Source organism: Antarcticibacterium flavum (genome assembly GCF_006159205.1).
GTDB classification, from domain to species: domain Bacteria; phylum Bacteroidota; class Bacteroidia; order Flavobacteriales; family Flavobacteriaceae; genus Gillisia; species Gillisia flava.
Genome location: NZ_CP040812.1, coordinates 2,295,952 through 2,317,208 on the forward strand (window position 1 = coordinate 2,295,952; position 21,257 = coordinate 2,317,208).

The window sequence follows — 21,257 nt, forward strand, 5'->3', positions numbered from 1 at the left end:
TTTTTTTTGTTAGAAGTTTAAATTAACACCTAATGTTATTGATGTTGTCAATGGATATGCTCCATAATCTTCACCAGGTGTAAGACTGTTTATTGAAATACTACTTACTTCAGGATTGTAACCTAAATAATCTGTTATAGTAAGGAGGTTCGTTCCGGTTAAATAAATCCGGGCCTTATTAAAGGAGTTTCCTAAAAAGGTTTCTGGTAGGGTGTAACCTAATGTAACATTCCGTAAGCGGATAAAAGATCCATCTTCTACTTGAAATGAGGATGGCCGGTTGTTATTCCCATGGTTACCGGTTAAACGGTCAGCTCTAGGAATATTCCCATTCCCTGGGTCAGAAGGTGATCTCCATCTGTCATTAAAAATTGCATATGAATTAAAATTACCTTCCCCGTTTTTTAGGTGTCTTGAAGTTAAATTTAGAATTTCATTCCCTTCTACTCCTTGAATTAGAACATTTAAATCAAAGCCTTTGTACCTAAAAGTATTCGTTAAACCCCAAGTAAAATCGGGAAAATAGCTACCAGTAACTGTTCTGTCATCGGGTGTGATAACACCATCACCGTTTATATCTTTAAACTTCAAATCACCCGGAGCCGGATTTGGGGCTTGCGTATCGTTTGGAGAATTTGCAATATCTTCTTCAGATTGATAAATACCTTCTACTACGTACCCGAAGTAACTTCCAATTGGATCACCTACACGGGTTACATGCCTAACTCCTGCACTTCCGGAAGAATAAATAGGCTCATTATTATTTCCTAATGAAATAACTTCGTTCTTATTAGTAGAAAAATTAAAATTAGTATCCCATTGAAATTCACCTACGAGATTACGGGTTATTAAAGCAATTTCAAATCCTTTATTCTCAACTTCTCCTATGTTCTGAAGAGTTGTTTCAAAGCCAGAAACAGAAGGAATGCTCACATTTAACAATAAATCTGTATTAATTGTTTTATAATAATCCGCTAGAAGGAATAGCCTATTATTAAATAAACCTAATTCCATACCAAAATTTGCTTGAGTGGCTTTTTCCCATGTCAAATTTGGGTTAGGAATTGTTGATTGTAGAAGACCATTTACGATATTTCCATTAAAGTTATAGTTTGATGGTGACAGCAAACCAATAGCACCGTAGTTAGGAATTTCAAAATTCCCGGTTTGTCCCCAGCTAAATCTGAATTTTAATTCAGATAAGGCATCAACATTATTTAAAAACGCTTCCTCATTAACCCTCCAGCCTAAGGAAAAAGAAGGAAAATAACCAGTTTGATTATTTGCTCCAAATCGGGAGGATTTATCTGATCGAATAGTTCCGGTAAAAAGATATTTGTCTCTGAAGCTATAATTTACCCTGAGTAAAGCAGAAATTAGTGACCATTGTTCTTTAACAGAAGTACCGGCAAAAACCTGGCCTCCACTTAATGTGGTTACTAGATCATCGGGGAAATTATCTGCTTGGAGTTGTTTAATAGTAAGATTATCCTTTTGAACTGAAACTCCAGCAACAGCGTTTATGAAATGATCATCATATTCCTGGACCCAGTTTACAGTATTTTCCCACAGCCAATTGACATCTGTTGAGGATGCGGCCTGGGCATAAGACTCACCTTCGGTTTGATCTCTGTAGAGTAAAGAATTTGCTCGATAAAAATCACGGTTATATAAATTTATATAAGTTCCACCAAATGTTTTAAAGGTTAAATTAGGAATTATTTCGTAAGACAAACCTAATGAAGCTCTTGTTTGGAATTGAAAAAGTTTGTCCTCTATGGCTGGAATAATTGCTAACGGGTTACTAGCAGTAGTTGTCCCTGCACCAAGATGTGATTGATTATTTGTCTGGTTTATAGTGCCATCCTCATTAAAAGGTCTTACCGTAGGGGAATGAACTAGGGCGGAGTATACAATACCAGGTGGTCTGGCAAAGTAGGGGCAGAGGCTGGTTGTCGATTATTTTCCGTCACGGTTGGGGCGAATTTTAAATCCAATTTGAGTTTGTCGGAAAGCTGAGAGTCCACGTTTAACATAAAAGTATAACGCTCGAAATTGGATTCCGGAATTATACCTTCTTGAGTAAAATATGCTCCTGAAGCATAAAAGCTTGTATTGTTTTCTATAGGTGAAGCATAAGAAAGATGGTAACTTTGAATTGATCCTGTTCTAAAGATAAGATCCTGCCAGGCCGTATCTGTTCCATCCCAGTTAACAAAAGATTCGGGTAGTTCGTAGTTTCCGTTTCCTCTTTGTCCTGGACCAATGGGATCTGAAAGAGAAGCCCCGGGAACATCTTGCAAATAAGCATTGTTTCTTGAGTCTCTAGTAAAATCAATGATCTCTTCAGCATTCATTAAATCCGCTTTATTTGCAACTTTTTGAGAGCTATAAAATGAATTAAAAGAAAAAACTCCCTTTTCAGCAGGAGCTCCATTTCTTGTTGTAATAAGAATTACACCATTTCCTCCCCTTGATCCGTATATAGCCGCGGCTGAAGCGTCTTTTAAAACCTCCATTGAAAGAATATCACTAGGGTTTATTGTAGCTAATGGATTTACCGGTGGTTCTTGAAATGCACCTCCACGTCTCGCTAATTCACCTTGCAGACCTACAGATGTCAAATTCCTTGAGATTGGGATTCCGTCTATTACATATAGTGGATCATTACCAGCTGATATTGACCCCGCTCCTCGAACCCTTATATTAGGACTTGCACCAGGTTCGCCGGTAACTTCCTGAACCTGAACTCCTGCTACCTGCCCTATAAGAGCGTTTTCTACACTTGTTACAGGAATATCCGCGATTTGCTGAGGAGAGATTGAGGCTACTGAGCCAGTCACCCTTCTTTTGGAAAGAGTCCCATAACCCATCACGATTACCTCGTCCAAGGCAGCTGCATCAGGTAATAAAATAATATTAACTCCAGTTTCACCGGTGACATTAATTTCCTTAGACTCGAATCCAACAAAGGTTATAACTAAAATATTATTATTGTCTGGTAATAACAATTCAAAATTACCATCAAAATCTGCAATGGCTCCAATTGCAGTTCCTTTAACCTGAATAGTTGCCCCAGGTAAAGGCATTCCATTTTCATCAGTAACTGTTCCAGTAATTTTTCTTTGTTGAGATAAATAAGGCTTATCCTCAATGAATAATTCTTCAACAAGAGGCACATTGGCAAAATTCTCAGATGAAAAGAATAAAAAGAGGGACAAAATAAAAATTTTGTGACAGAAACTGCAGTTCATAGTTCTGCACTTGGTTAAAATCTGATTTTTCATAAAGTGGACTATTGGTTATATTTAATGAATAAAATTTTCAATTATAATTTTGTACCAGTTCGAAAAATGGGTAGTAATATTTGAGATGAGGGATCTCCAAAAAAAATTAATGAAATTCCCATTTAACGAATGCTTCCATAGCTTCATAGTTTGCTAAGCCTAATTCATGATAACTCCTAGCGGTTTCTCTATTTCGTTCTTGTGCTCTTAACCAAAATTCTCTTTCATCATCTCCAGGGAACACTGGTTTGTCTTTCTGAGATTGGTGCTGAAAAATGGCGTTTCTTTTTAACTCTACTTCCTGAGGAGATAACGGTACCGCCATTTCAATATCATGCGTTTTAAATTCAAGCCAGGCTCCTCTGTACAACCATAACCAACAATCCTTTGTCCAAGTTTCTTTGTTATTCAGTCTTTTAAGAGCTTCTAAAACAATTTCAAAACATACAATATGAGTTCCATGTGGATCTTCAAAATCTCCAGCTGTAAATACCTGATGAGGCTTTATTTTTTGCAATATTTCCATTGTAATAAGTATGTCTTCTTCCTTACTGGGATTATTTACTGTCTTACCTCTATCATAAAAAGGTAATTCCAAAAAATGGATATTAGAATCTTGGACACCAGCATACCTGGCCGCTGCATAAGCCTCGGATTTTCTTATAAAGGCTTTAACATTCTGAATTTCGTAAGGGTCAATTTCATTCGGTTTTTTTTGACTCAAAAATTTCCGTGTTCTATCGTAAATAGATGTTAACTCACATGTATTTTCACCGATACTTTTGTTGAAATCTATGGCAAACTCCATATATCTTAAAACATCTCTATCCCAAACTGCTGTATTGCCGGAGGTTTGATAGGCGATGTGTACGTCATGTCCTTGGTCTACTAATCTTATGAGTGTTCCACCCATTGAAATAACGTCATCATCGGGGTGGGGAGAAAAAATTAGGCTGCGTTTTTTTGTCGGCAGTGCTCTCTCAGGGCGTTGGGAATCATCAGAATTGGGCTTTCCTCCTGGCCATCCAGTTATGGTGTGCTGGAGCGTATTGAAAACCTGAATATTTATATTGTAGGCAGGTCCTTGTTCAGTTACTAGCTGTGCCATTCCGTTGTTATTATAGTCTTCGTCTGTAAGCTTTAGAATTGGTTTTTCAATTTTTGAAGAAAGCCAAATCACCGCTTTTTTTATTAATTGCTCATTCCATAAACAATCCTTAACTAGCCAAGGTATATCATACCTTGTAAGCTCAGATGCAGCTTCTTTGTCTAAAACTATTTTAACTTTATTTGAATATTGTAAAAAAGTGGCCGGAACTGAACTACTTATTTCGCCTTCAACAGCTTTTTTTATTATTGATGATTTTTTACCACTCCAAGCCATTAAAATTATTTTACGAGCTTTTAGGATAGTCCCAATTCCCATAGTGATTGCTTTTGTGGGGACATTTTCCTTACCACCAAAATCCCTGGCAGCGTCTCTGCGGGTAAGATCATCTAGTGTTACAAGGCGGCTTCCTGAATTCGGAGCAGATCCAGGTTCATTAAAACCTACATGACCAGTCCTACCAATACCTAATATCTGTAAATCTAACCCCCCTACCTCTTCAATTAATTTTTCATATTGGCGACAGTAATCTGCTATTTTTTCTTTTTGGAGAGTTCCATCCGGAATATGAACATTTTCTCTTTTAATATCAATATGGTCGAATAAGTTTTTATGCATGAATGACACATAACTTTGGTGAGAGGTAGGCTGCATTGGAAAATATTCGTCAAGATTAAATGTTATTACATTTTTAAAACTCAATCCTTCTTCATTATGCATCCGGATCAGTTCTTCATATAGAGGAAGAGGAGTTGCACCAGTAGCAAGTCCAAGAACTGTTTTTTTTCCTATTGAATTCTTTGTAATGATTATTTGGGAAATCTCTCTAGCCACTCTTTGAGATGCCTTAATTTTGTCTGGAAAAACTTCAACAGACAATTTTTCATAACGTGTTTCCTCAAGAAAATTTAATACCGGCATATTGTATACGGAATTAATGTTTGAAATTTTATATTTGGCTTAATTGAAACAGAATATTAACTAAATGTTAAGCTTAGAATTTAAATGTATAAAAAAATATTAAACCATTCCTAACTTCTTTAAAAATTTTATAAAAGTTTTTTATGGTTATGATATTTATTAGCAAATAAAAATGACTTTAGCTTTAAAAAAGTATTATTGATTGTAAAACGGATTAAAATGGAAGGCGAGGTAGCAATATAAATAAATGAGCAAAAAAGTAATTTTTTTACATTCAAAAAAATAAGCAACATAAAAGAATAATGCTGTATTCATCTATCTTGTTCTAATTAAAGGTAAAAATTTATTAAAGTTTATATTTTAGCTGGCTACAAATTAATTCCGTTGTAGGTTAAGCTCTTACACGAATTCGTAAATTAAACTTTAAAGATCCTGCGTGAAAGCAAGAATATTTATGAACATCCTGCACAAGAAGCGTATTTGTGCATTTTTCTCATTTATCTTTGACAGTTAAATATTACGCATCCAAACAATAATACCTTCATCCTATGTATCGTCCTTTTAGATTGATGCCAATTTTTTTAGTGATACTTGCTTTTATCACCGCCTGTTCTTCCCAAAAGACTGTAACAAATCAAAAAAAAGAATCTCTTCCTGAAGCACCTCTTGAGATGCCAAAAGTAGTGGTTGAAGAAGCTTCGCCTGTAAGTCCGCTGCCGCCTCCTGCCCCGGAGCCGGAAGATATAAAGGAGTATATAACAAGGCCAAAGAGCCCGGCTATGAGAGAATTCCGTGCCGCATGGATCGCCACAGTTGCCAATATCAACTGGCCCAGTAAAGCGGGACTTTCTACTGCTGAACAGCAACGGGAGGCAATTGCTTTATTGGATTTCTTACATCAGCACAACTATAATGCTGTAATTTTCCAGGTTAGACCCCAGGCAGATGCTTTATATTTAAGTATACTTGAACCCTGGAGTATATATTTAACCGGGGAGCAGGGCAAAGCCCCGGAACCTTTTTATGACCCCCTGCAGTTCTGGATACACGCGGCACATGAGCGCGGGATGGAGCTTCATGTATGGTTAAATCCATATCGTGCTCATCATTCTACCGGCGGTAAAGTAACAGGAGCCTCTCTGGTAAGTCAAAAACCTCATTTGATGACCGGTCTTAAGAACGGAATGTGGTGGATGAACCCATCTTTGCAGGAAACGCAGGATCACACAGCTGCTGTAGTAATGGACATTGTTAAAAGGTATGATATTGATGGTGTTCATTTCGATGATTATTTTTACCCATATGCATCCTATAATAAAGGGGAAGATTTTCCGGATACGGCAAGTTATAACGATTATTTAGCAAAGGGAGGCACTCTTGCACGGGGAGACTGGCGTCGGGCTAATGTGAACCTTTTTGTAGAAAGGATATATAAAGAAATTAAGGCAGAAAAGCCTCAGGTAAAATTTGGAATTAGCCCCTTCGGGATCTACCGCCCGGGTTATCCTGCATCTATTAAAGGAATGGACCAGTTTAGCGAACTTTATGCAGATGCTCGTTTGTGGCTTAATAAAGGATGGATAGATTATTACTCACCCCAGCTATATTGGAAAATTGGCCAGACTGCTCAAAGTTTCCCTGTTCTATTAGGTTGGTGGGAAAATGAAAATACTCATAACCGTCACCTCTGGCCCGGTATAAATATAGATTTTGGGGGAGATGAACCCAACGTTATTGAAACGGTAAGCCAAATTATGATCACGAGGGGAATGTTACCTGAAAGTAAAGGTTCCATCCACTGGAGCATTGGTCCCCTTTTAAAATATCCAAATGTATCCAAAGGAATTCTGGAAACGGCTTATAAAAAACCCGCCCTGGTACCTTCAAGCCCCTGGCTGGATGCAGAAGTTCCTAAAGTACCGGTTGTAAATTCCCAACTTGTTGTCAACAAACTGAACGTCTCCTGGAATCACGATAATGCGCAGGATATCTTTAGATGGGTGGTGTATTACAAATACGATAACGGTCCCTGGGAATATAAGGTACTTAGTAAGAATGAACGTGCAGTAGAATTACCTAAAGTGCAGGAAGGGCGCAGCGCAACAATTAGTCATATAGCAGTAACAGCTGTGAACAGGAGTGGAAATGAAAGTGACCTAAAAGAAATTCAAATAAGATAACCTGTCTATGAGCCCTTTTCTGGTATTTGGAGTTATTATAGCCTATTTTGCCCTGTTACTGGTAATAAGTTACTTCACTTCAAGAAAAGCAGATAACAATACCTTTTTTACTGCCAATAAGCAGTCACCCTGGTTCCTGGTGGCTTTTGGAATGGTGGGTGCAACCCTCTCCGGGGTAACCTTTATCTCAGTTCCCGGGGAAGTGGGAAACACCAATTGGACCTATTTGCAGTTCGTGATGGGAAATATGGTGGGCTATGCAGTTATCGCGCTGGTGCTCATCCCTTTATTTTACAGGCTTAAGCTGGTTTCCATATATGAATATTTGCGGGACAGGTTTGGACAAAACTCCTATTTATCTGGCGCATCTTTTTTCCTTATCTCTCAAACCATTGGAGCCTCCTTCAGGTTATTTCTTGCAGCCCTTGTCCTGCAACTGGCATTCTTTGACTCGTTTGGAATTCCATTTTATGTAACTGTCCTCACCACAATTTCATTGATTTGGCTTTACACCTTCAGGGGTGGGATCAAGACTATTGTATGGACAGATACTCTTCAAACTACCTTTCTTTTGCTTGCGGTGGTAGTAAGTATTATAATGATCATTGACCACCTCGACTTAAATATATCCCAGGTCTTTACTGTTGTTACTGAAAGTGAAATGTCTACCATTTTTGAATGGGACTGGAGATCTGGTCAAAATTTCTTTAAGACTTTCCTGGCAGGAATCTTTATTACCATTGCAATGAATGGTCTTGACCAGAATATCATGCAAAAGAACCTTACCATTAGCAATACGGCCGATGCACAAAAGAATATTCTTTGGTTCTCTATCACCTTTTTTATTGCAACTGTCCTGTTCCTTGCCCTGGGAGTTCTTTTATATCAATATGCCCTGGCACAGGGAATTGGGATCCCGGCAAGGACAGATGAGCTTTATCCTATGCTGGCACTTAACCATTTTGGAATGCTGGCGGGAATCGTTTTCCTGTTAGGTATTATTGCGGCAGCATTCTCCAGTGCCGACTCTGCTCTCACTTCTCTTACCACCTCCTTTTGTGTAGATATTTTGAATATAAAAAAGCACGAAGTAAAAAACCAGAACAGGACAAGGATGCTGGTGCATATAGGATTTACCATCTTGATGTTTTGTGTTATAATTATTTTTAACAGCCTCAATGACAGCAGTGTGGTAAGTGCGGTATTTAAAGTTGCGGGATTTACTTATGGGCCATTGCTGGGATTATTTGCCTTTGGACTGCTTTCCAAAAGGCCGGTGTATGATAAATATGTCCCCCTGGTAGTTATTTTGTCACCAATCATATCTGTGATCCTGGATTACAATTCTGCCGCCTGGTTCAATGGTTATATCTTCGGATTTGAAATTTTAATAGTAAATGCCGCCATAACCTGCCTGGGGTTATATCTTTTAAAAGGTAAACAACCCGTAAAAGAAGTGTAGATAATTTCTTCCAGAAATTATTTGCGGAATAACATTCGGAAATGTAAGTAACCTGCCGAAAAATTGAGTGCAATTTTTAAACCTGGCAGTGTTTAAGAGATCAGTTTTCGGAGGAGGTTAGCGAATAATTTAGTGCTGGTCCGGTTTATGCAGTTTGTAATCTGAAGAATTTATGTTTCCCAAATCTGTAGGGAATTGCTAAATTGGAAATCATTTCCGAAGAATTTGAAGCCGAATAGAAAATGGAACTGAAGACCTATAAATACAAATTAGAATTAAAGAATACCTTCCGCATAAGTCATACTGCAAGGGATTTTCAGGAAACTCTTATCGTTGCACTTTCAGATGGTGGTTTTACGGGTTATGGCGAAGCCGCAGCTACTTCTTATTACGGGGTTGATGTGGAAAGTATGAGTGCCTCAATAAAGGCCATTGAACCTCTTATTGCCGAAAATATTCATAAAACTCCCGAAGAACTGTGGGAGATCACCAATAAGCATTTTAAAGGCAATTCCTTTGCCCAATGTGCGCTTGATATCGCAATGCACGACCTGTACGGGAAAAGGAATGGAAAGCCTTTATATGAGCTGTGGGGCCTGGAATTAAAGGATCTCCCGCTTTCCAATTATACCATTGGCATTGATACGCTTGAGGTAATGGTCCAAAAGATAAAGGAATTTCCCTGGCCACTCTACAAAATTAAATTGGGCACAGAGGAAGATGTGAAGATCATACGGGAACTTAGAAAACATACAGATGCAATTTTTCGGGTGGATGCCAATTGCGCCTGGACGGCAGATCAAACCATCGAATACGCACCCATTATGAAGGAACTGGGGGTGGAATTCCTCGAGCAGCCCTTGCCGGCCGGGGATATGGAAGGAATGCAAAAAGTCTATAAGGAATCTGTCCTGCCGGTAATTGCCGATGAAAGCTGTATCACAGAAGCTGACGTGAGCAAATGTGCAGGATATTTTCACGGGGTGAATGTAAAGCTGACTAAATGCGGCGGATTAACCCCCGCAAGAAGAATGATCGCGGAGGCAAGGAAACTGGGAATGAAAGTGATGGTAGGTTGTATGACAGAATCTACTGTGGGAATTTCTGCAATTGGCCAATTACTACCGTTGCTTGACTACGTGGATATGGATGGCGGCTTGCTTATCAAAAATGATATTGCAGAGGGTGTAAAGGTCTCTGATGGAAAAACACATTTCCCAAACCGAAACGGGACCGGCGCAAAATTGATTATTTTTACTGAAGAATTAAAGAATGAATAAAATGAACAGAGCAGGAATTTTTAAGATCGGGGCCCTTAGCCTTGTTTTAATGGCAGGAGGCTGTAAAACCTCTGAATTAAACTCATCTGGTACCCCTGAAACCACTCAGGCTACACCTGTGAATGAATCTGAACAACATATTAAAGCCGTAAAGAATGAATATGCACCAGATGGAAGAGTGGCATTATTTGACGTGGAATCTTATAATAAAAATGGAAGATATATTTTAAAAGGAGAGTCCAACCTTCCGGAGGCCGTGAGTGCTTTAAAACAAAAACTTCAGTCTCAGAATATTGCGTTTACAGACAGTATCAAGATGCTTCCTTCCGCAGAAATGGAGGGTAATACAGAGGGGGTGATAAAAATATCTGTGGCCAACTTAAGGTCCAAACCCTCGCATTCTTCAGAATTAGTGACACAGGCAATTCTTGGAACTCCTGTGAAGGTTTACAAGAAAGACGGCGGCTGGTATTATATCCAAACCCCGGAAGGTTATCTTGCCTGGGTGGATTATGGTGGAGTTAATCCGTTTACAAAAAATGATCTTGCAACCTGGAAGGCGGCAGATAAAGTGATCTACTTAAAAACATACGGTTTCGCCTATGAAGGTGCAAGTGCAGATTCCCAGGTAGTAAGTGATCTTGTAGCCGGAAACATCCTTGAGATCCTGGGAGAGGAGAATGGATTTTATAAAGTAAAATATCCTCATGGCAAACAAGGTTATGTAGAAAAAAACCACGCTCAACCTTACGAACAGTGGCTTGCAGGTTTACAGCCTACAGGAGAGACCTTAATTGAGACCTCAAAAGCTTTTATGGGAATCCCTTACCTGTGGGGAGGAACTTCAGCCAAGGGAGTGGATTGCAGTGGTTATACAAAAACTATTTTCTTCCTTAACGGGATCATCCTTCCGCGTGATGCTTCCCAGCAAATACATACAGGAGTAGAGGTGGATTCTACAAGAAATTTCAAAAACCTTATTCCCGGGGATCTATTATTCTTCGGAAGGAAAGCCACGGCAACTTCCCCGGAAAGAGTGATCCACGTGGGGATGTGGATTGGGGACAATAAATTCATCCACGCGATGGGAGATGTGCATATAAGCAACATGGATCCCAATGCCGAAGATTTTGACGAATACAATTACAATAGATACCTAAGGACCAAGAGGGTGCTGGGGGAGGAAGATGAGAAGCTCATCCAGTTAACACAAAGTGATCTTTTCCTGAAAAAAACAGAATAGAAATCCTGTCAATTAGAAGAGAAAGTGAACAGAGGGAGTAGATAGCTCATCTATTCCCTCTGTTTATTTTTAAAGTTGTCTTCCGGGATTTCATTTCCTTCTCCACTTTCCTGATAGGAGAGGGCTCTACATATATTTCTTATAAAGATTATTCAGGATCTTCAGGTCCCGTGCAGTTAAATCAGAATTTACCTCTGTTTGTATAAAGTGGAGTTTAAAAGATTGGATGGCGGCTTCAAGGTTACTGGTATCATATCCAATAATGCGCAGGGCAATTTCGGGATCTACATCTATAAACTGTGATTGCAGACTGTCCTCCACAGCCTCAACCAATGTAGTGCCATTTTTTGAATCAGGATTCCATCTTCTCACTGCAGGTCTGCCATCGATAACTACTACGGGTTCTTCCTCATCAAGGTCATCATACCAAAGGCCAAATCCCTCCTTAGCTAATAATTCCCACGGGAAGGTGGGATTGGGATCAACCTTACGTCCCGGCGCGATATCTGAATGTCCAATGAAATTGGCGGTAGGGATCTTATGCTTTTCCTTAAGTACTTGCAGCAGTTCCAGAAGGCTGTTCAGCATTGCCGGGGTAAATTCTTCAAAGCCGTTGTTATCCAGTTCTATGCCGATGGAAGAGGAGTTAAGATCGGTGACATTTCCCCATTTACCTACCCCTGCGTGCCAGGCGCGGTAATGATCATTGAGCATTTGGTATATATCTCCATCCCTGCTTATCACATAATGGGAACTTACCTGGGTGCGGCGCAGTGTAAAAGTGTACAGGGTTTGGGCAACAGAATCCTGCTCTGTGTGATGGATAATAACAAAATTTGGTTTTCGCAGATTGAAGTTTGTAGTACCTACCCAATCTTCAGCGTGCTTTAAGCCCGCCTCTGCAGGAGTTCGATCAGGAGGAAAAGTATTTAATTGCCGGGTGAGTTGCCGGGATTGATCCTGGTGCTGTTTATTGGTAGTTGCATAGGGGTTACTTCCGCAAGAAATTGCAGTGTGAATGAGTAAAACCAGTGTAAGGAACCGTGCAATCTTTATCATAAGTATAATGTTAATCTTCAAAGCATAATGCTGCCGCACCAAGTATACCAGGATGATGCAAATTAGAATTTATCAGCTTAAAATTTTCCAATTGTTTTTGATAAGCAAAGGATTTAAGGCTGTCATTAACAGGATTGATAAAGTAAGGAAAGGCGTTACTTATTGCCCCTTCCAAAATAACAGCCTCCGGGGAGAAAAGGTAAAGAATGCTCTTTATTGCCTCTCCTAAATGCCGGCCGTATTCAGTAAAGGCCTCAATACCTGTTTTTTCTCCTTTTGCAGCTAGACGGAACAATTCCTCCCCGGTTGCATTATAATGAGAAGAAAAGAAGAAACTCCCGGTATAATCCTCAAGGATACCATCTTTATAAGGCAACATTCCCACCTCCCCGGCACCGCATAATACGCCATTGTACAGGTGGCCATTAATAATGATGCCCATTCCAATTCCCGTCCCAAGGGACAAGCCTATAAAATTATTAAAATCCCTTCCCTGGCCGTAGATTTTTTCTCCCAGGGCAAAACAGTTTGCATCATTGTTAATAGTAACCGGCAATGCAAATCGATCTTCTATAATATCCTTTAAAGCTATCTTCTTCCAGGCGGGTATATTTTGAACGTCGTAAACAATTCCTGTGACAGGATCTACTACTGCAGGTACACCTATTCCTATTTTTGTAGTATTTTCTGTAATAACAGCTTCAATACAGCGGTACAGGTCTTCAAGGGTTTTTTGAGAAGCGGCCGCCCTTTCAACCGCAATTGTAAATGTCCCATCTACGGCACCATTTTTCACCCTGCCGGTTTTTAATGAGGTCCCTCCAATATCCACTCCCAGCACTTCCTCCATTACCTTACTTCGTCACTAAATTTCCACCTTACAAAAGCTTCCATAGCCTCGTAGTTTGCCAATCCTAATTTGTCATAGTTAACTGCAGTTTCCCTGTTCCTTTGTTCAGCCCTTACCCAAAACTCCCTTTCATCATCCCCGGGAAATACAGGGTGGTCTTTTTGCGACTGGTGCTGGAAAATAGCCTGCCGTTTCTTTTTTACTTCCATTGGAGAGAGAGGTACTGCCATTTCGATCTCATGGGTCTCAAATTCATTCCAGGCCCCTCTGTACATCCATAGCCAGCAATCTTTGGTCCACTCTTCGGTTTCCCTTAAACCTTCCAAAGCAGCAAGAATGATCCTGAAACAAACAATGTGAGTGCCATGGGGGTCATCAAAATCCCCGGCAGCGAAAACCTGGTGGGGCTTTATTTCCTGAAGCAAATCCATGGTAATTTCTATATCCTTTTCCTTAACAGGGTTGCGAACTGTCTTGCCGGTTTCGTAAAAAGGCAGGGCCATAAAATGGATATTGCTGTCATTAAGTCCGGCATATCTGGCTCCCGCATAGGCTTCAGTTTTTCTTATAAATGCCTTTACATCTCTAATTTCCGGAATGTCAATTTCATTTGGCTGCTTTTTACTTAAAAAAGAACGCATTTTTTCATAGGTGGACTCAAGTTCTTTCGTGTCCTTTCCAATACTCTTGTTAAAGTCTATAGCAAACTCCACATACCTTAAAACATCTGTATCCCAAACCGCAGTGTTTCCCGAGGTTTGATATGCTACATGAACATCGTGCCCCTGGTCTACCAGCCGTATGAAAGTACCTCCCATAGAAATTACATCATCATCCGGGTGTGGTGAGAATATAAGAGAACGTTTCCTTGCGGGTTCCGCCCGTTCGGGTCGCTGGGAATCATCGGCATTTGGTTTACCTCCGGGCCAGCCGGTTATACTGTGCTGCAGCTGGTTGAAGACATGTATATTGATGTCATAGGCCGGCCCCTGTTCTGTGGCCAGCTGGGCCATACCGTGATTGTTATAATCCTCATCTGTTAACTTAAGGATGGGTTTTCCTGTTTCAGAAGAAAGCCATATTACCGCTTTTTTGATCAGGGCTTTATTCCAGTCGCAATCCTTAACCAGCCAGGGAGTATCAAAGCGAGTAAGTTCTGATGCTGCATCCTCATCCAATACAAATTTGACATTATCTGAAAGCTGCAGGTAGGTAGCCGGTACATTGCCGGAAATTTCCCCCTCTACAGCCTTTTTAATAATTGAAGCTTTCTTCTTGCTCCAGGCCATAAGAATGATCTCCTTTGCCTTGAAGATGGTTCCAATTCCCATAGTAATAGCCTTGGTGGGTACATTTTCCTTTCCACCAAAATCCCTTGCAGCATCTCTGCGGGTAAGGTCATCAAGTGTTACCAGCCTTGTACCTGAATTTGGAGCAGAACCCGGTTCATTAAAGCCTATATGGCCGGTCCTTCCTATTCCAAGTATCTGCAGGTCCAGGCCGCCCACTTCTTCAATTTTGTGCTCGTAAGAAAGACAGTATCCCGCTATCTCTTCTGCTGCCAAAGTACCATCGGGGATATGGATGTTCTTGCGGTCTATATCCACATGGTTAAAGAGTTGCTCATCCATGAACGCCACGTAGCTTTGTTTGGCATCTGGTTGCATTGGGTAGTATTCGTCCAGATTGAAGGTTATTACATTTTTAAAACTAAGTCCTTCCTCCTTATGCATTCTTACCAGTCTGGCATAGACTTCTACAGGAGTTGCTCCTGTGGCGAGGCCCAGGACAGCATTCTCTCCTTTCTCCTGCTTCAATTTTATAATCGTCCCAATTTGCTGTGCAATCTCCTCTGCCGCCTCCTGCTGGTCTTTATAAACAGTGACCGGTAATCTTTCAAATCTTGTTTCTTCGAGCAGGTTTAATCTCGCCATAAGTTTACTGGTATTTTAAGTTCTCATTGAATTTCAGGTCCTGGTTGAATTTAAAGGCACCATTTCACATCGGGTAAGCATTAACCAATGAACTTAAGAAATAAATTCTATAAAGCGATAATTTTAAACAATTTTTTCCTGATTTCTAAAAGACCCTGCATAGAAAAGTGTTGTAAGATTTTTATATTGAAACCCACATTTCAAAAAACTATATTTACGGAAAATACATGAACAACTAAGAAAGCCTCTTCCAATTTTTACCTCCGGGTAATGTGCTTCTTACTTATATAAAAAAGTTTAATTTTCTGCTGGAGAAAAAATGCTTCCAAACCCTCTTTACAATGAAAAAATTACCCTGGCTATTATTAATACTCTTAATATGCAATCACCAGTTAATCGCCCAATCCACGGAAACGAAGACACCCGAATTTCTTAAATATGAACACCACAAATGGGTAGACTCCATAATGGAAACCCTTTCTCCAGATGAAAGGATCTCGCAGCTTATTATGGTGGCCGCTTATTCCAACAGGGGAGAGGAGCACCGGCAGGAGATCCTGAAGTTGATAAGAGAACAAAAGATTGGCGGGCTCATTTTCTTCCAGGGTGGACCCGTGAGGCAGGTACGGCTTATGAATGAATACCAGGCAGCGTCAAAAGTGCCGCTGCTGGGCGCAATAGATGCTGAGTGGGGACTGGGGATGAGGCTGGATACCACCATAAGTTATCCATTCCAAATGACACTTGGTGCAATACAGGATGAATCGCTTATCTACGATATGGGAGCAGAAGTTGCCCGGCAGATTAAAAGAACCGGCCTGCACCTTAATTTTGCACCGGTACTGGACGTGAATAATAATCCTAATAATCCGGTGATAAATTTTCGGTCTTTTGGTGAGGATAAGTATAATGTAACCAGCAAATCCATCGCCTACATGAGAGGAATGCAGGACAATAGCCTGCTCACCACCGCCAAGCATTTCCCCGGGCATGGAGATACAGATACAGATTCCCATTACGCGCTGCCACAAATAAACCACGACAGGGCCAGGTTGGATTCCCTGGAACTTTATCCTTTTCGGGAAGTGGTGAAAGCCGGGATTGGCGGGGTGATGGTAGCCCATCTCGATATTCCTGCCCTTGACTCCACAGGCGTTCCTTCTACTTTGTCGAGGCCAATAATCACTAACCTTCTAAAAGAAGAGCTGGGTTTTAAAGGCCTTACCGTGACAGATGCGATGAATATGAAAGGGGTTACAGACGGGAATGAACCCGGGGTGGTGGACAAGGACGCCATTCTTGCAGGAAATGACCTGCTGGAGTTTACTGAAGATGTGCCCAAAGCCATCGCCGAGATAAGGAAAGCCATCAATCAGGGTTTAATAAGTCAGGAAGAAATAGACAGGCGTTGCCGTAAAATACTGGCGGTGAAGTATTGGGTGGGGCTTAAGGACTTTGAACCTACCTCTCTTGAAAATATTATTGAAGAACTGAACACCCCGGATGCAAATCTCCTTAACCGGAAACTCACTGAGGCTTCCCTCACTGTTCTTAAAAACAAGCTGAATATCCTTCCACTAAGGCAACTTTCAAATTTAAGGATAGCTTCCGTCTCCATAGGCGCAGAGGAAGTCACTCCTTTTCAGAAAACCTTATCTCTTTACACCGGGATAGAGCACTTCAATTTAAAAAATGATGCCTCCCCGGAAGAAATTACCGTGGTAAAGGCAAAATTACTGGATTATAATCTCGTGATAGCGGGTATCCACGATGACAGCAAATTTCCGCGAAATACTATTAAAATGACTGCGGAAGTACAGGAATTTCTAAGGGAACTAATAGAACAAAAAGTAACGCTAGTAAGCCTTTTCAAAAATCCTTATGTGATGGATAAGCTGCAGAATATTGAAGATGCAACTGGATTGATACTTACTTATCAGGATAGCAGGAATGCTCAGGAACTGGCGGCACAGGTCATATTTGGAGGGGTAGGTGCAACCGGAAAATTACCTGTGAGCGTTGGAGAAAAGTTTAAAGCAGGAGAAGGACTACCGGTGCAGGGTGGAATAAGGTTATCCTATACTTTGCCTGAAGAAGTAGGAATGGACTCAGGTATTTTGAACAAAAGAATAGATTCCCTTATGCAGCAGGCAATTAACGCAAAGGCTATACCGGGAGGGGAGGTGCTGGCGGCAAGGAAAGGGAAAGTATTCTTTCACAAAGCTTACGGGGAACATGTATATCATGACACCCTAAAAGTGAAAAAGGAAGACCTTTACGACCTGGCTTCGGTTACAAAGATCTCAGCTTCCATGGCAGCGCTTATGAAGTTGCATGATGCGGGGAAATTTGAGCTGGACCAAACCCTGGCCAGTCATCTTCCATCCTTCCGCAGGTCTAATAAGGCAGATATTCCTTATCACGATATCCTCACGCACCAGGCAGGTTTTAAACCCTGGATCCCTTTCTGGAAAAACACCCGCAGGAAGAATGGCAGTTACCGCTGGTTTACCATTAAGAAGGATTCTTCAGCAAAATATCCTATTAAAATTACAGAGGAGATGTACCTGCATCGTAATTACCCAGATAAGATCGTAAAGGAAATAAGAAAATCTCCGGTGAGCGGTGAGAAGAAGTATGTGTATTCAGATTTCTTCTTCATACTCGCCCCACGGGTGGTGGAGAGTATGACCGAACCGGATTTTGCTGATTATTTACAACAAAATTTTTACGATCCCCTGGGAGCCACCACCCTGGGTTTCAATCCTGAATTTCCGAAAGACAGGATAGTACCTACAGAGAATGATTATAAGTTTAGGCGTGAGCCAATTCACGGGACGGTTCACGACGAGGGAGCGATAATGCTTGGAGGGGTTTCGGGGCACGCGGGATTATTCAGCAATGCCAATGATCTGGCAAAATTATTACAGATGTACCTTAATAAAGGGGAATATGGCGGGGAGCGATATCTTTCAGCAGGGACCATTGAAAAATTCACCAAACGTACTTTTCCAGATAGCGATAACCACCGTGCCCTGGGATTTGACAAACCAAATTATAATGAGGAGGGGATAAGCAGGAATACCGCGCAGGACGCTTCCCTTGCCAGTTATGGCCACACCGGGTTTACAGGTATTATGGTTTGGATGGACCCCGAGGAGGACCTGCTGTATATTTTTCTTTCAAACCGGGTTGCTCCCACCCGTGATAACTCACGATTATATCGCCTTAATACACGAACAAATATTCACCAGGTGATTTATGATGCCATCCTTGACTAACAAAGGGCTGCTGTAGGTTAGAATTAAATTTTTGTAGGAATAATTTAAGTTTTTCAGGAAAAATTTAGATGTTTTTAGGGAAATGGTATATTTGTTTGAGCTAAACCAAATCATATCCTTAAATATCTGCCCCCACTAATGAAGAAATTCTGCTTCAGTCCCCTGTTTTTACTAACCCTACTCTTCCCTACATATATATTCTCTCAACACGAAGTTAAAGGTAACCTGCAGGACAAAGAGTCGGCGCCGGTGGCTTTTGCAAATGTGGTCCTTTTTGAAACAGACTCAGTTACCGTATACCGCGGGGCTGTTTCCAATGAGGAAGGAGAGTTCGTTTTTGAAAATATAGCTCCCAATGACTATGTGCTGGCGGTGAGCTTCATTGGTTTTGAACGCTATGTCACCAGAGTAAATGTGACAGAAAACACCACTATACCTACTTTGATCCTGAATGAGGACGCGGGAGAACTTGGAGAAGTAACAATTAATGGCCGCAATCCCACGGTTACCAAAACTATTGACAGGATGGTGTTTAATGTAGAGAACACTACGCTTTCCACCGGCAGTACCTACGAATTGCTAAAGAGAACACCCGGGGTGATTGAAAGTCAGGGGCAACTTCTGGTAAAGAACAGGCCGGCTACGGTTTACATTAATGATCGCAGGGTTTATCTCACCCAGCAGGAGCTGCAGCAGCTTTTGGAAGGCTTCTCGGGTGCCAATATAAAGTCTGTTGAAGTGATCACCAATCCCCCGGCAAAATATGATGCAGAAGGTGGTGCCATCCTTAATATAAAGACCAGCAAGAATATTTCTGTTGGATATAAAGGGAGCCTTAATGCTTCCAATACAGTTGCTGTGGTACCTAAATATTTACTTGGTACAAGCCAGTACTATAAAAATGACTGGGTGAATGTTTTTGCCAGTTATAATTTTAATTCCCGGTTTGACTACAAAAATGACGAAGGCTTCATTGAATTCTATGAACCGGGTGGGGGTGTTGATTCCCGCTGGTTCAATGATTTCGAAAAAGATAGCAGGAGGATCTCCCATAATCTTAATACCATCATAGATTTCACCCTAAGCGAAAGAAGTTCCCTAAGCCTTAGTGCAAATTTGCAACTGACCCCAAAATCTGATTCAGATATTCGGGGGTTAACCCAAATTTACAATCCGCAGGGCCAATTGGACTCTCTTTTTACAACCAGGAGTGATCTAAGAAATGAGCAGGATAATATCCTGTTAAGTGCAACCTATACGACTGAAGTAGGAGAAAATGGCGGGTCACTCTCTGCGGTGGCAAATTATTTAAAATATGATGATGAACAGCTACAGGACTTGCTTACCCGTTACAGCTCGCCGGGAGGAGATTTACTTAATAGAAATTCCTTTTCAACCATCTCGGGTCAAAACACCGATATTTATACAGGTAAAATAGATTATTCCACTCCTGTGGCAGGTTCCAGCCTGGAGACCGGGGTGAAGTATTCGGGAATAAGATCTCAAAGCGGTATGGATTTTTTTGACACCAATGCAGGGGGAGGGTTTGTAGAAGAATTTTCAGATCATTTTGATTATGATGAGGATATCTATGCAGCCTATTTAAGCTGGTCAAAGGAATGGGATGCCTGGAGCATAAAAGGAGGTTTAAGAGGGGAATATACAGATGTTACAGGGAATTCCATTTCCATGGGACTGGTGAACACCCAGGAGTATTTTGAACTTTTTCCTACCTTTTATTTGATGCACTCGCCGGGTGAAGATCATTCTTTCGGTTTGGATTACAGCCGCCGCATTGGCCGCCCGCGCTTCCAGAGTCTTAATCCTTACAGGTATTTTATAAATGAGAACAACTTCCAGGAAGGAAATCCAAATTTAAGGCCATCTATAGCCAACAGGATAAATTTCAATTATACATATAAGAATAAGCTTTCGTTCGATCTTTACTGGGATAAAGCAGATAATGCTATGGCCACCCTGCCTTTCCAGGACAATGAAAACAGGCAGCTGCGATCTGTTTATGCCAACATGGATTTTTCAGAACAGTTTAGCCTGGATATCATGTACTATGATTACGTAACAGAGTGGTGGTATTTATATGCCTATGCATCTATGTTCTATATGCAGAATGATTTTGTAGCATTGGAGAGTGGCAATCAGGTCGTAACGAATGATATTTATACTGCCTATATTCAGGCGCAGAATTTCCTTACCCTTTCAAAAGACGGAACATTTTCAGCAGAAGTTACAGGCTCCTTTCTTCCCGGATATATCGAAGGATCGTATAACTTTGATGAACCTCAAACAATTCTTTCCGTGGGACTTAGGAAAAGCTTTCTCAATGACAGGCTGGTGGCCACTATTAATGTCGATGATATCTTCAACGGACAAAACATTCCTCTTGTTTCCAACTATCTTAACCAGAACAATTCCTATTTTGTGAGAGAGGGCGAAACCAGGAGAGTTAGGTTTGGAGTGATCTATAAATTTGGAAACTTTAAACTTAGAGACAACAGCCGCGCGATTGAAGCGGAAGAAGGAAAGAGGTTGGGGAGTAATTAAGCCCCCGGCCCCCTAAGGGGGAGAAAGAATAGACCGCTGCGCAGTTCTTAGTTGTAGGTTGTATGGTTGTAAGTTGTAGGTTGAACAAAT

The 21,257-nt window shown here is 40.9% G+C and carries 12 protein-coding genes; 6 read left to right on the forward strand and 6 right to left on the reverse strand.

Annotated elements, in window-relative coordinates; translation table 11 throughout:
- Positions 1–9: 9 nt before the first annotated feature.
- The 3 genes from FHG64_RS19795 to nagB (FHG64_RS09715) form a co-directional block, all read right to left on the reverse strand.
- Positions 10–1,917: a SusC/RagA family TonB-linked outer membrane protein gene (locus tag FHG64_RS19795; RefSeq protein ID WP_317133602.1), complete on the reverse strand. Its 1,908-nt coding sequence runs from the start codon at positions 1,915–1,917 to the stop codon at positions 10–12.
- Positions 1,899–3,287, reverse strand: a complete 1,389-nt coding sequence (locus FHG64_RS19800; RefSeq protein ID WP_262710261.1) for a SusC/RagA family TonB-linked outer membrane protein — start codon at positions 3,285–3,287, stop codon at positions 1,899–1,901. The genes FHG64_RS19795 and FHG64_RS19800 overlap by 19 nt, the downstream gene beginning before the upstream one ends.
- Before the next feature lie 106 nt (positions 3,288–3,393).
- A complete protein-coding gene (gene nagB, locus FHG64_RS09715; RefSeq protein WP_139066217.1) occupies positions 3,394–5,316 on the reverse strand; it encodes a glucosamine-6-phosphate deaminase in 1,923 nt (640 codons plus the stop codon).
- Between the two features lie 548 nt (positions 5,317–5,864).
- Between nagB (FHG64_RS09715) and FHG64_RS09720 the strand changes: the two genes are divergently transcribed.
- From FHG64_RS09720 to FHG64_RS09735, 4 genes are all read left to right on the forward strand, one after another.
- Positions 5,865–7,496: a glycoside hydrolase family 10 protein gene (locus FHG64_RS09720; RefSeq protein WP_139066218.1), complete on the forward strand. Its 1,632-nt coding sequence runs from the start codon at positions 5,865–5,867 to the stop codon at positions 7,494–7,496.
- A gap of 7 nt (positions 7,497–7,503) precedes the next feature.
- Positions 7,504–8,958 (forward strand): sodium:solute symporter, encoded by a 1,455-nt coding sequence (locus FHG64_RS09725; protein WP_139066219.1) that lies wholly within the window; start codon positions 7,504–7,506, stop codon positions 8,956–8,958.
- A 242-nt stretch (positions 8,959–9,200) separates the two neighbouring features.
- Positions 9,201–10,238, forward strand: a complete 1,038-nt coding sequence (locus tag FHG64_RS09730) for a dipeptide epimerase (protein ID WP_139066220.1) — start codon at positions 9,201–9,203, stop codon at positions 10,236–10,238.
- A 1-nt stretch (position 10,239) separates the two neighbouring features.
- Positions 10,240–11,481 (forward strand): C40 family peptidase, encoded by a 1,242-nt coding sequence (locus FHG64_RS09735; protein WP_246054059.1) that lies wholly within the window; start codon positions 10,240–10,242, stop codon positions 11,479–11,481.
- Positions 11,482–11,607: 126 nt separating this feature from the next.
- On the opposite strand, the gene FHG64_RS09740 is transcribed toward FHG64_RS09735, so the two are convergent.
- The 3 genes from FHG64_RS09740 to nagB (FHG64_RS09750) are packed head-to-tail and all read right to left on the reverse strand — an operon-like array spanning position 11,608 to position 15,324.
- On the reverse strand, positions 11,608–12,540 hold the full coding sequence (locus FHG64_RS09740) for an N-acetylmuramoyl-L-alanine amidase (RefSeq protein WP_139066221.1): 933 nt from the start codon (positions 12,538–12,540) through the stop codon (positions 11,608–11,610).
- Positions 12,541–12,550: 10 nt separating this feature from the next.
- Entirely contained in the window at positions 12,551–13,390 is an 840-nt protein-coding gene (locus FHG64_RS09745) for an ROK family protein (RefSeq protein ID WP_139066222.1), read from the reverse strand.
- Complete coding sequence (nagB, locus tag FHG64_RS09750) at positions 13,390–15,324, reverse strand: glucosamine-6-phosphate deaminase (protein WP_139066223.1); 1,935 nt, start codon at positions 15,322–15,324, stop codon at positions 13,390–13,392. Before nagB (FHG64_RS09750) ends, FHG64_RS09745 begins: the two co-directional genes overlap by 1 nt.
- A 341-nt stretch (positions 15,325–15,665) precedes the next feature.
- On the opposite strand from nagB (FHG64_RS09750), the gene FHG64_RS09755 reads away from it, so the two are divergent.
- Positions 15,666–18,605 carry a glycoside hydrolase family 3 N-terminal domain-containing protein gene (locus FHG64_RS09755; protein ID WP_139066224.1) on the forward strand — a complete coding sequence of 980 codons (2,940 nt, stop codon included), beginning with the start codon at positions 15,666–15,668 and terminating at the stop codon, positions 18,603–18,605.
- 138 nt (positions 18,606–18,743) lie between these two features.
- Positions 18,744–21,167, forward strand: coding sequence for an outer membrane beta-barrel protein (locus tag FHG64_RS09760; protein ID WP_139066225.1), 2,424 nt, complete (start codon positions 18,744–18,746; stop codon positions 21,165–21,167).
- Positions 21,168–21,257 lie beyond the last annotated feature (90 nt).

Bases quoted from the DNA above. Each gene is read 5' to 3' on its own strand.
- FHG64_RS19800 (WP_262710261.1), bottom strand. From the start codon at position 3,287: ATGAAAAATCAGATTTTAACCAAGTGCAGAACTATGAACTGCAGTTTC.
- nagB (WP_139066217.1), bottom strand. From the start codon at position 5,316: ATGCCGGTATTAAATTTTCTTGAGGAAACACGTTATGAAAAATTGTCT.
- FHG64_RS09720 (WP_139066218.1), top strand. From the start codon at position 5,865: ATGTATCGTCCTTTTAGATTGATGCCAATTTTTTTAGTGATACTTGCT.
- FHG64_RS09725 (WP_139066219.1), top strand. From the start codon at position 7,504: ATGAGCCCTTTTCTGGTATTTGGAGTTATTATAGCCTATTTTGCCCTG.
- FHG64_RS09730 (WP_139066220.1), top strand. From the start codon at position 9,201: ATGGAACTGAAGACCTATAAATACAAATTAGAATTAAAGAATACCTTC.
- FHG64_RS09735 (WP_246054059.1), top strand. From the start codon at position 10,240: ATGAACAGAGCAGGAATTTTTAAGATCGGGGCCCTTAGCCTTGTTTTA.
- FHG64_RS09740 (WP_139066221.1), bottom strand. From the start codon at position 12,540: ATGATAAAGATTGCACGGTTCCTTACACTGGTTTTACTCATTCACACT.
- FHG64_RS09745 (WP_139066222.1), bottom strand. From the start codon at position 13,390: ATGGAGGAAGTGCTGGGAGTGGATATTGGAGGGACCTCATTAAAAACC.
- nagB (WP_139066223.1), bottom strand. From the start codon at position 15,324: ATGGCGAGATTAAACCTGCTCGAAGAAACAAGATTTGAAAGATTACCG.
- FHG64_RS09755 (WP_139066224.1), top strand. From the start codon at position 15,666: ATGAAAAAATTACCCTGGCTATTATTAATACTCTTAATATGCAATCAC.
- FHG64_RS09760 (WP_139066225.1), top strand. From the start codon at position 18,744: ATGAAGAAATTCTGCTTCAGTCCCCTGTTTTTACTAACCCTACTCTTC.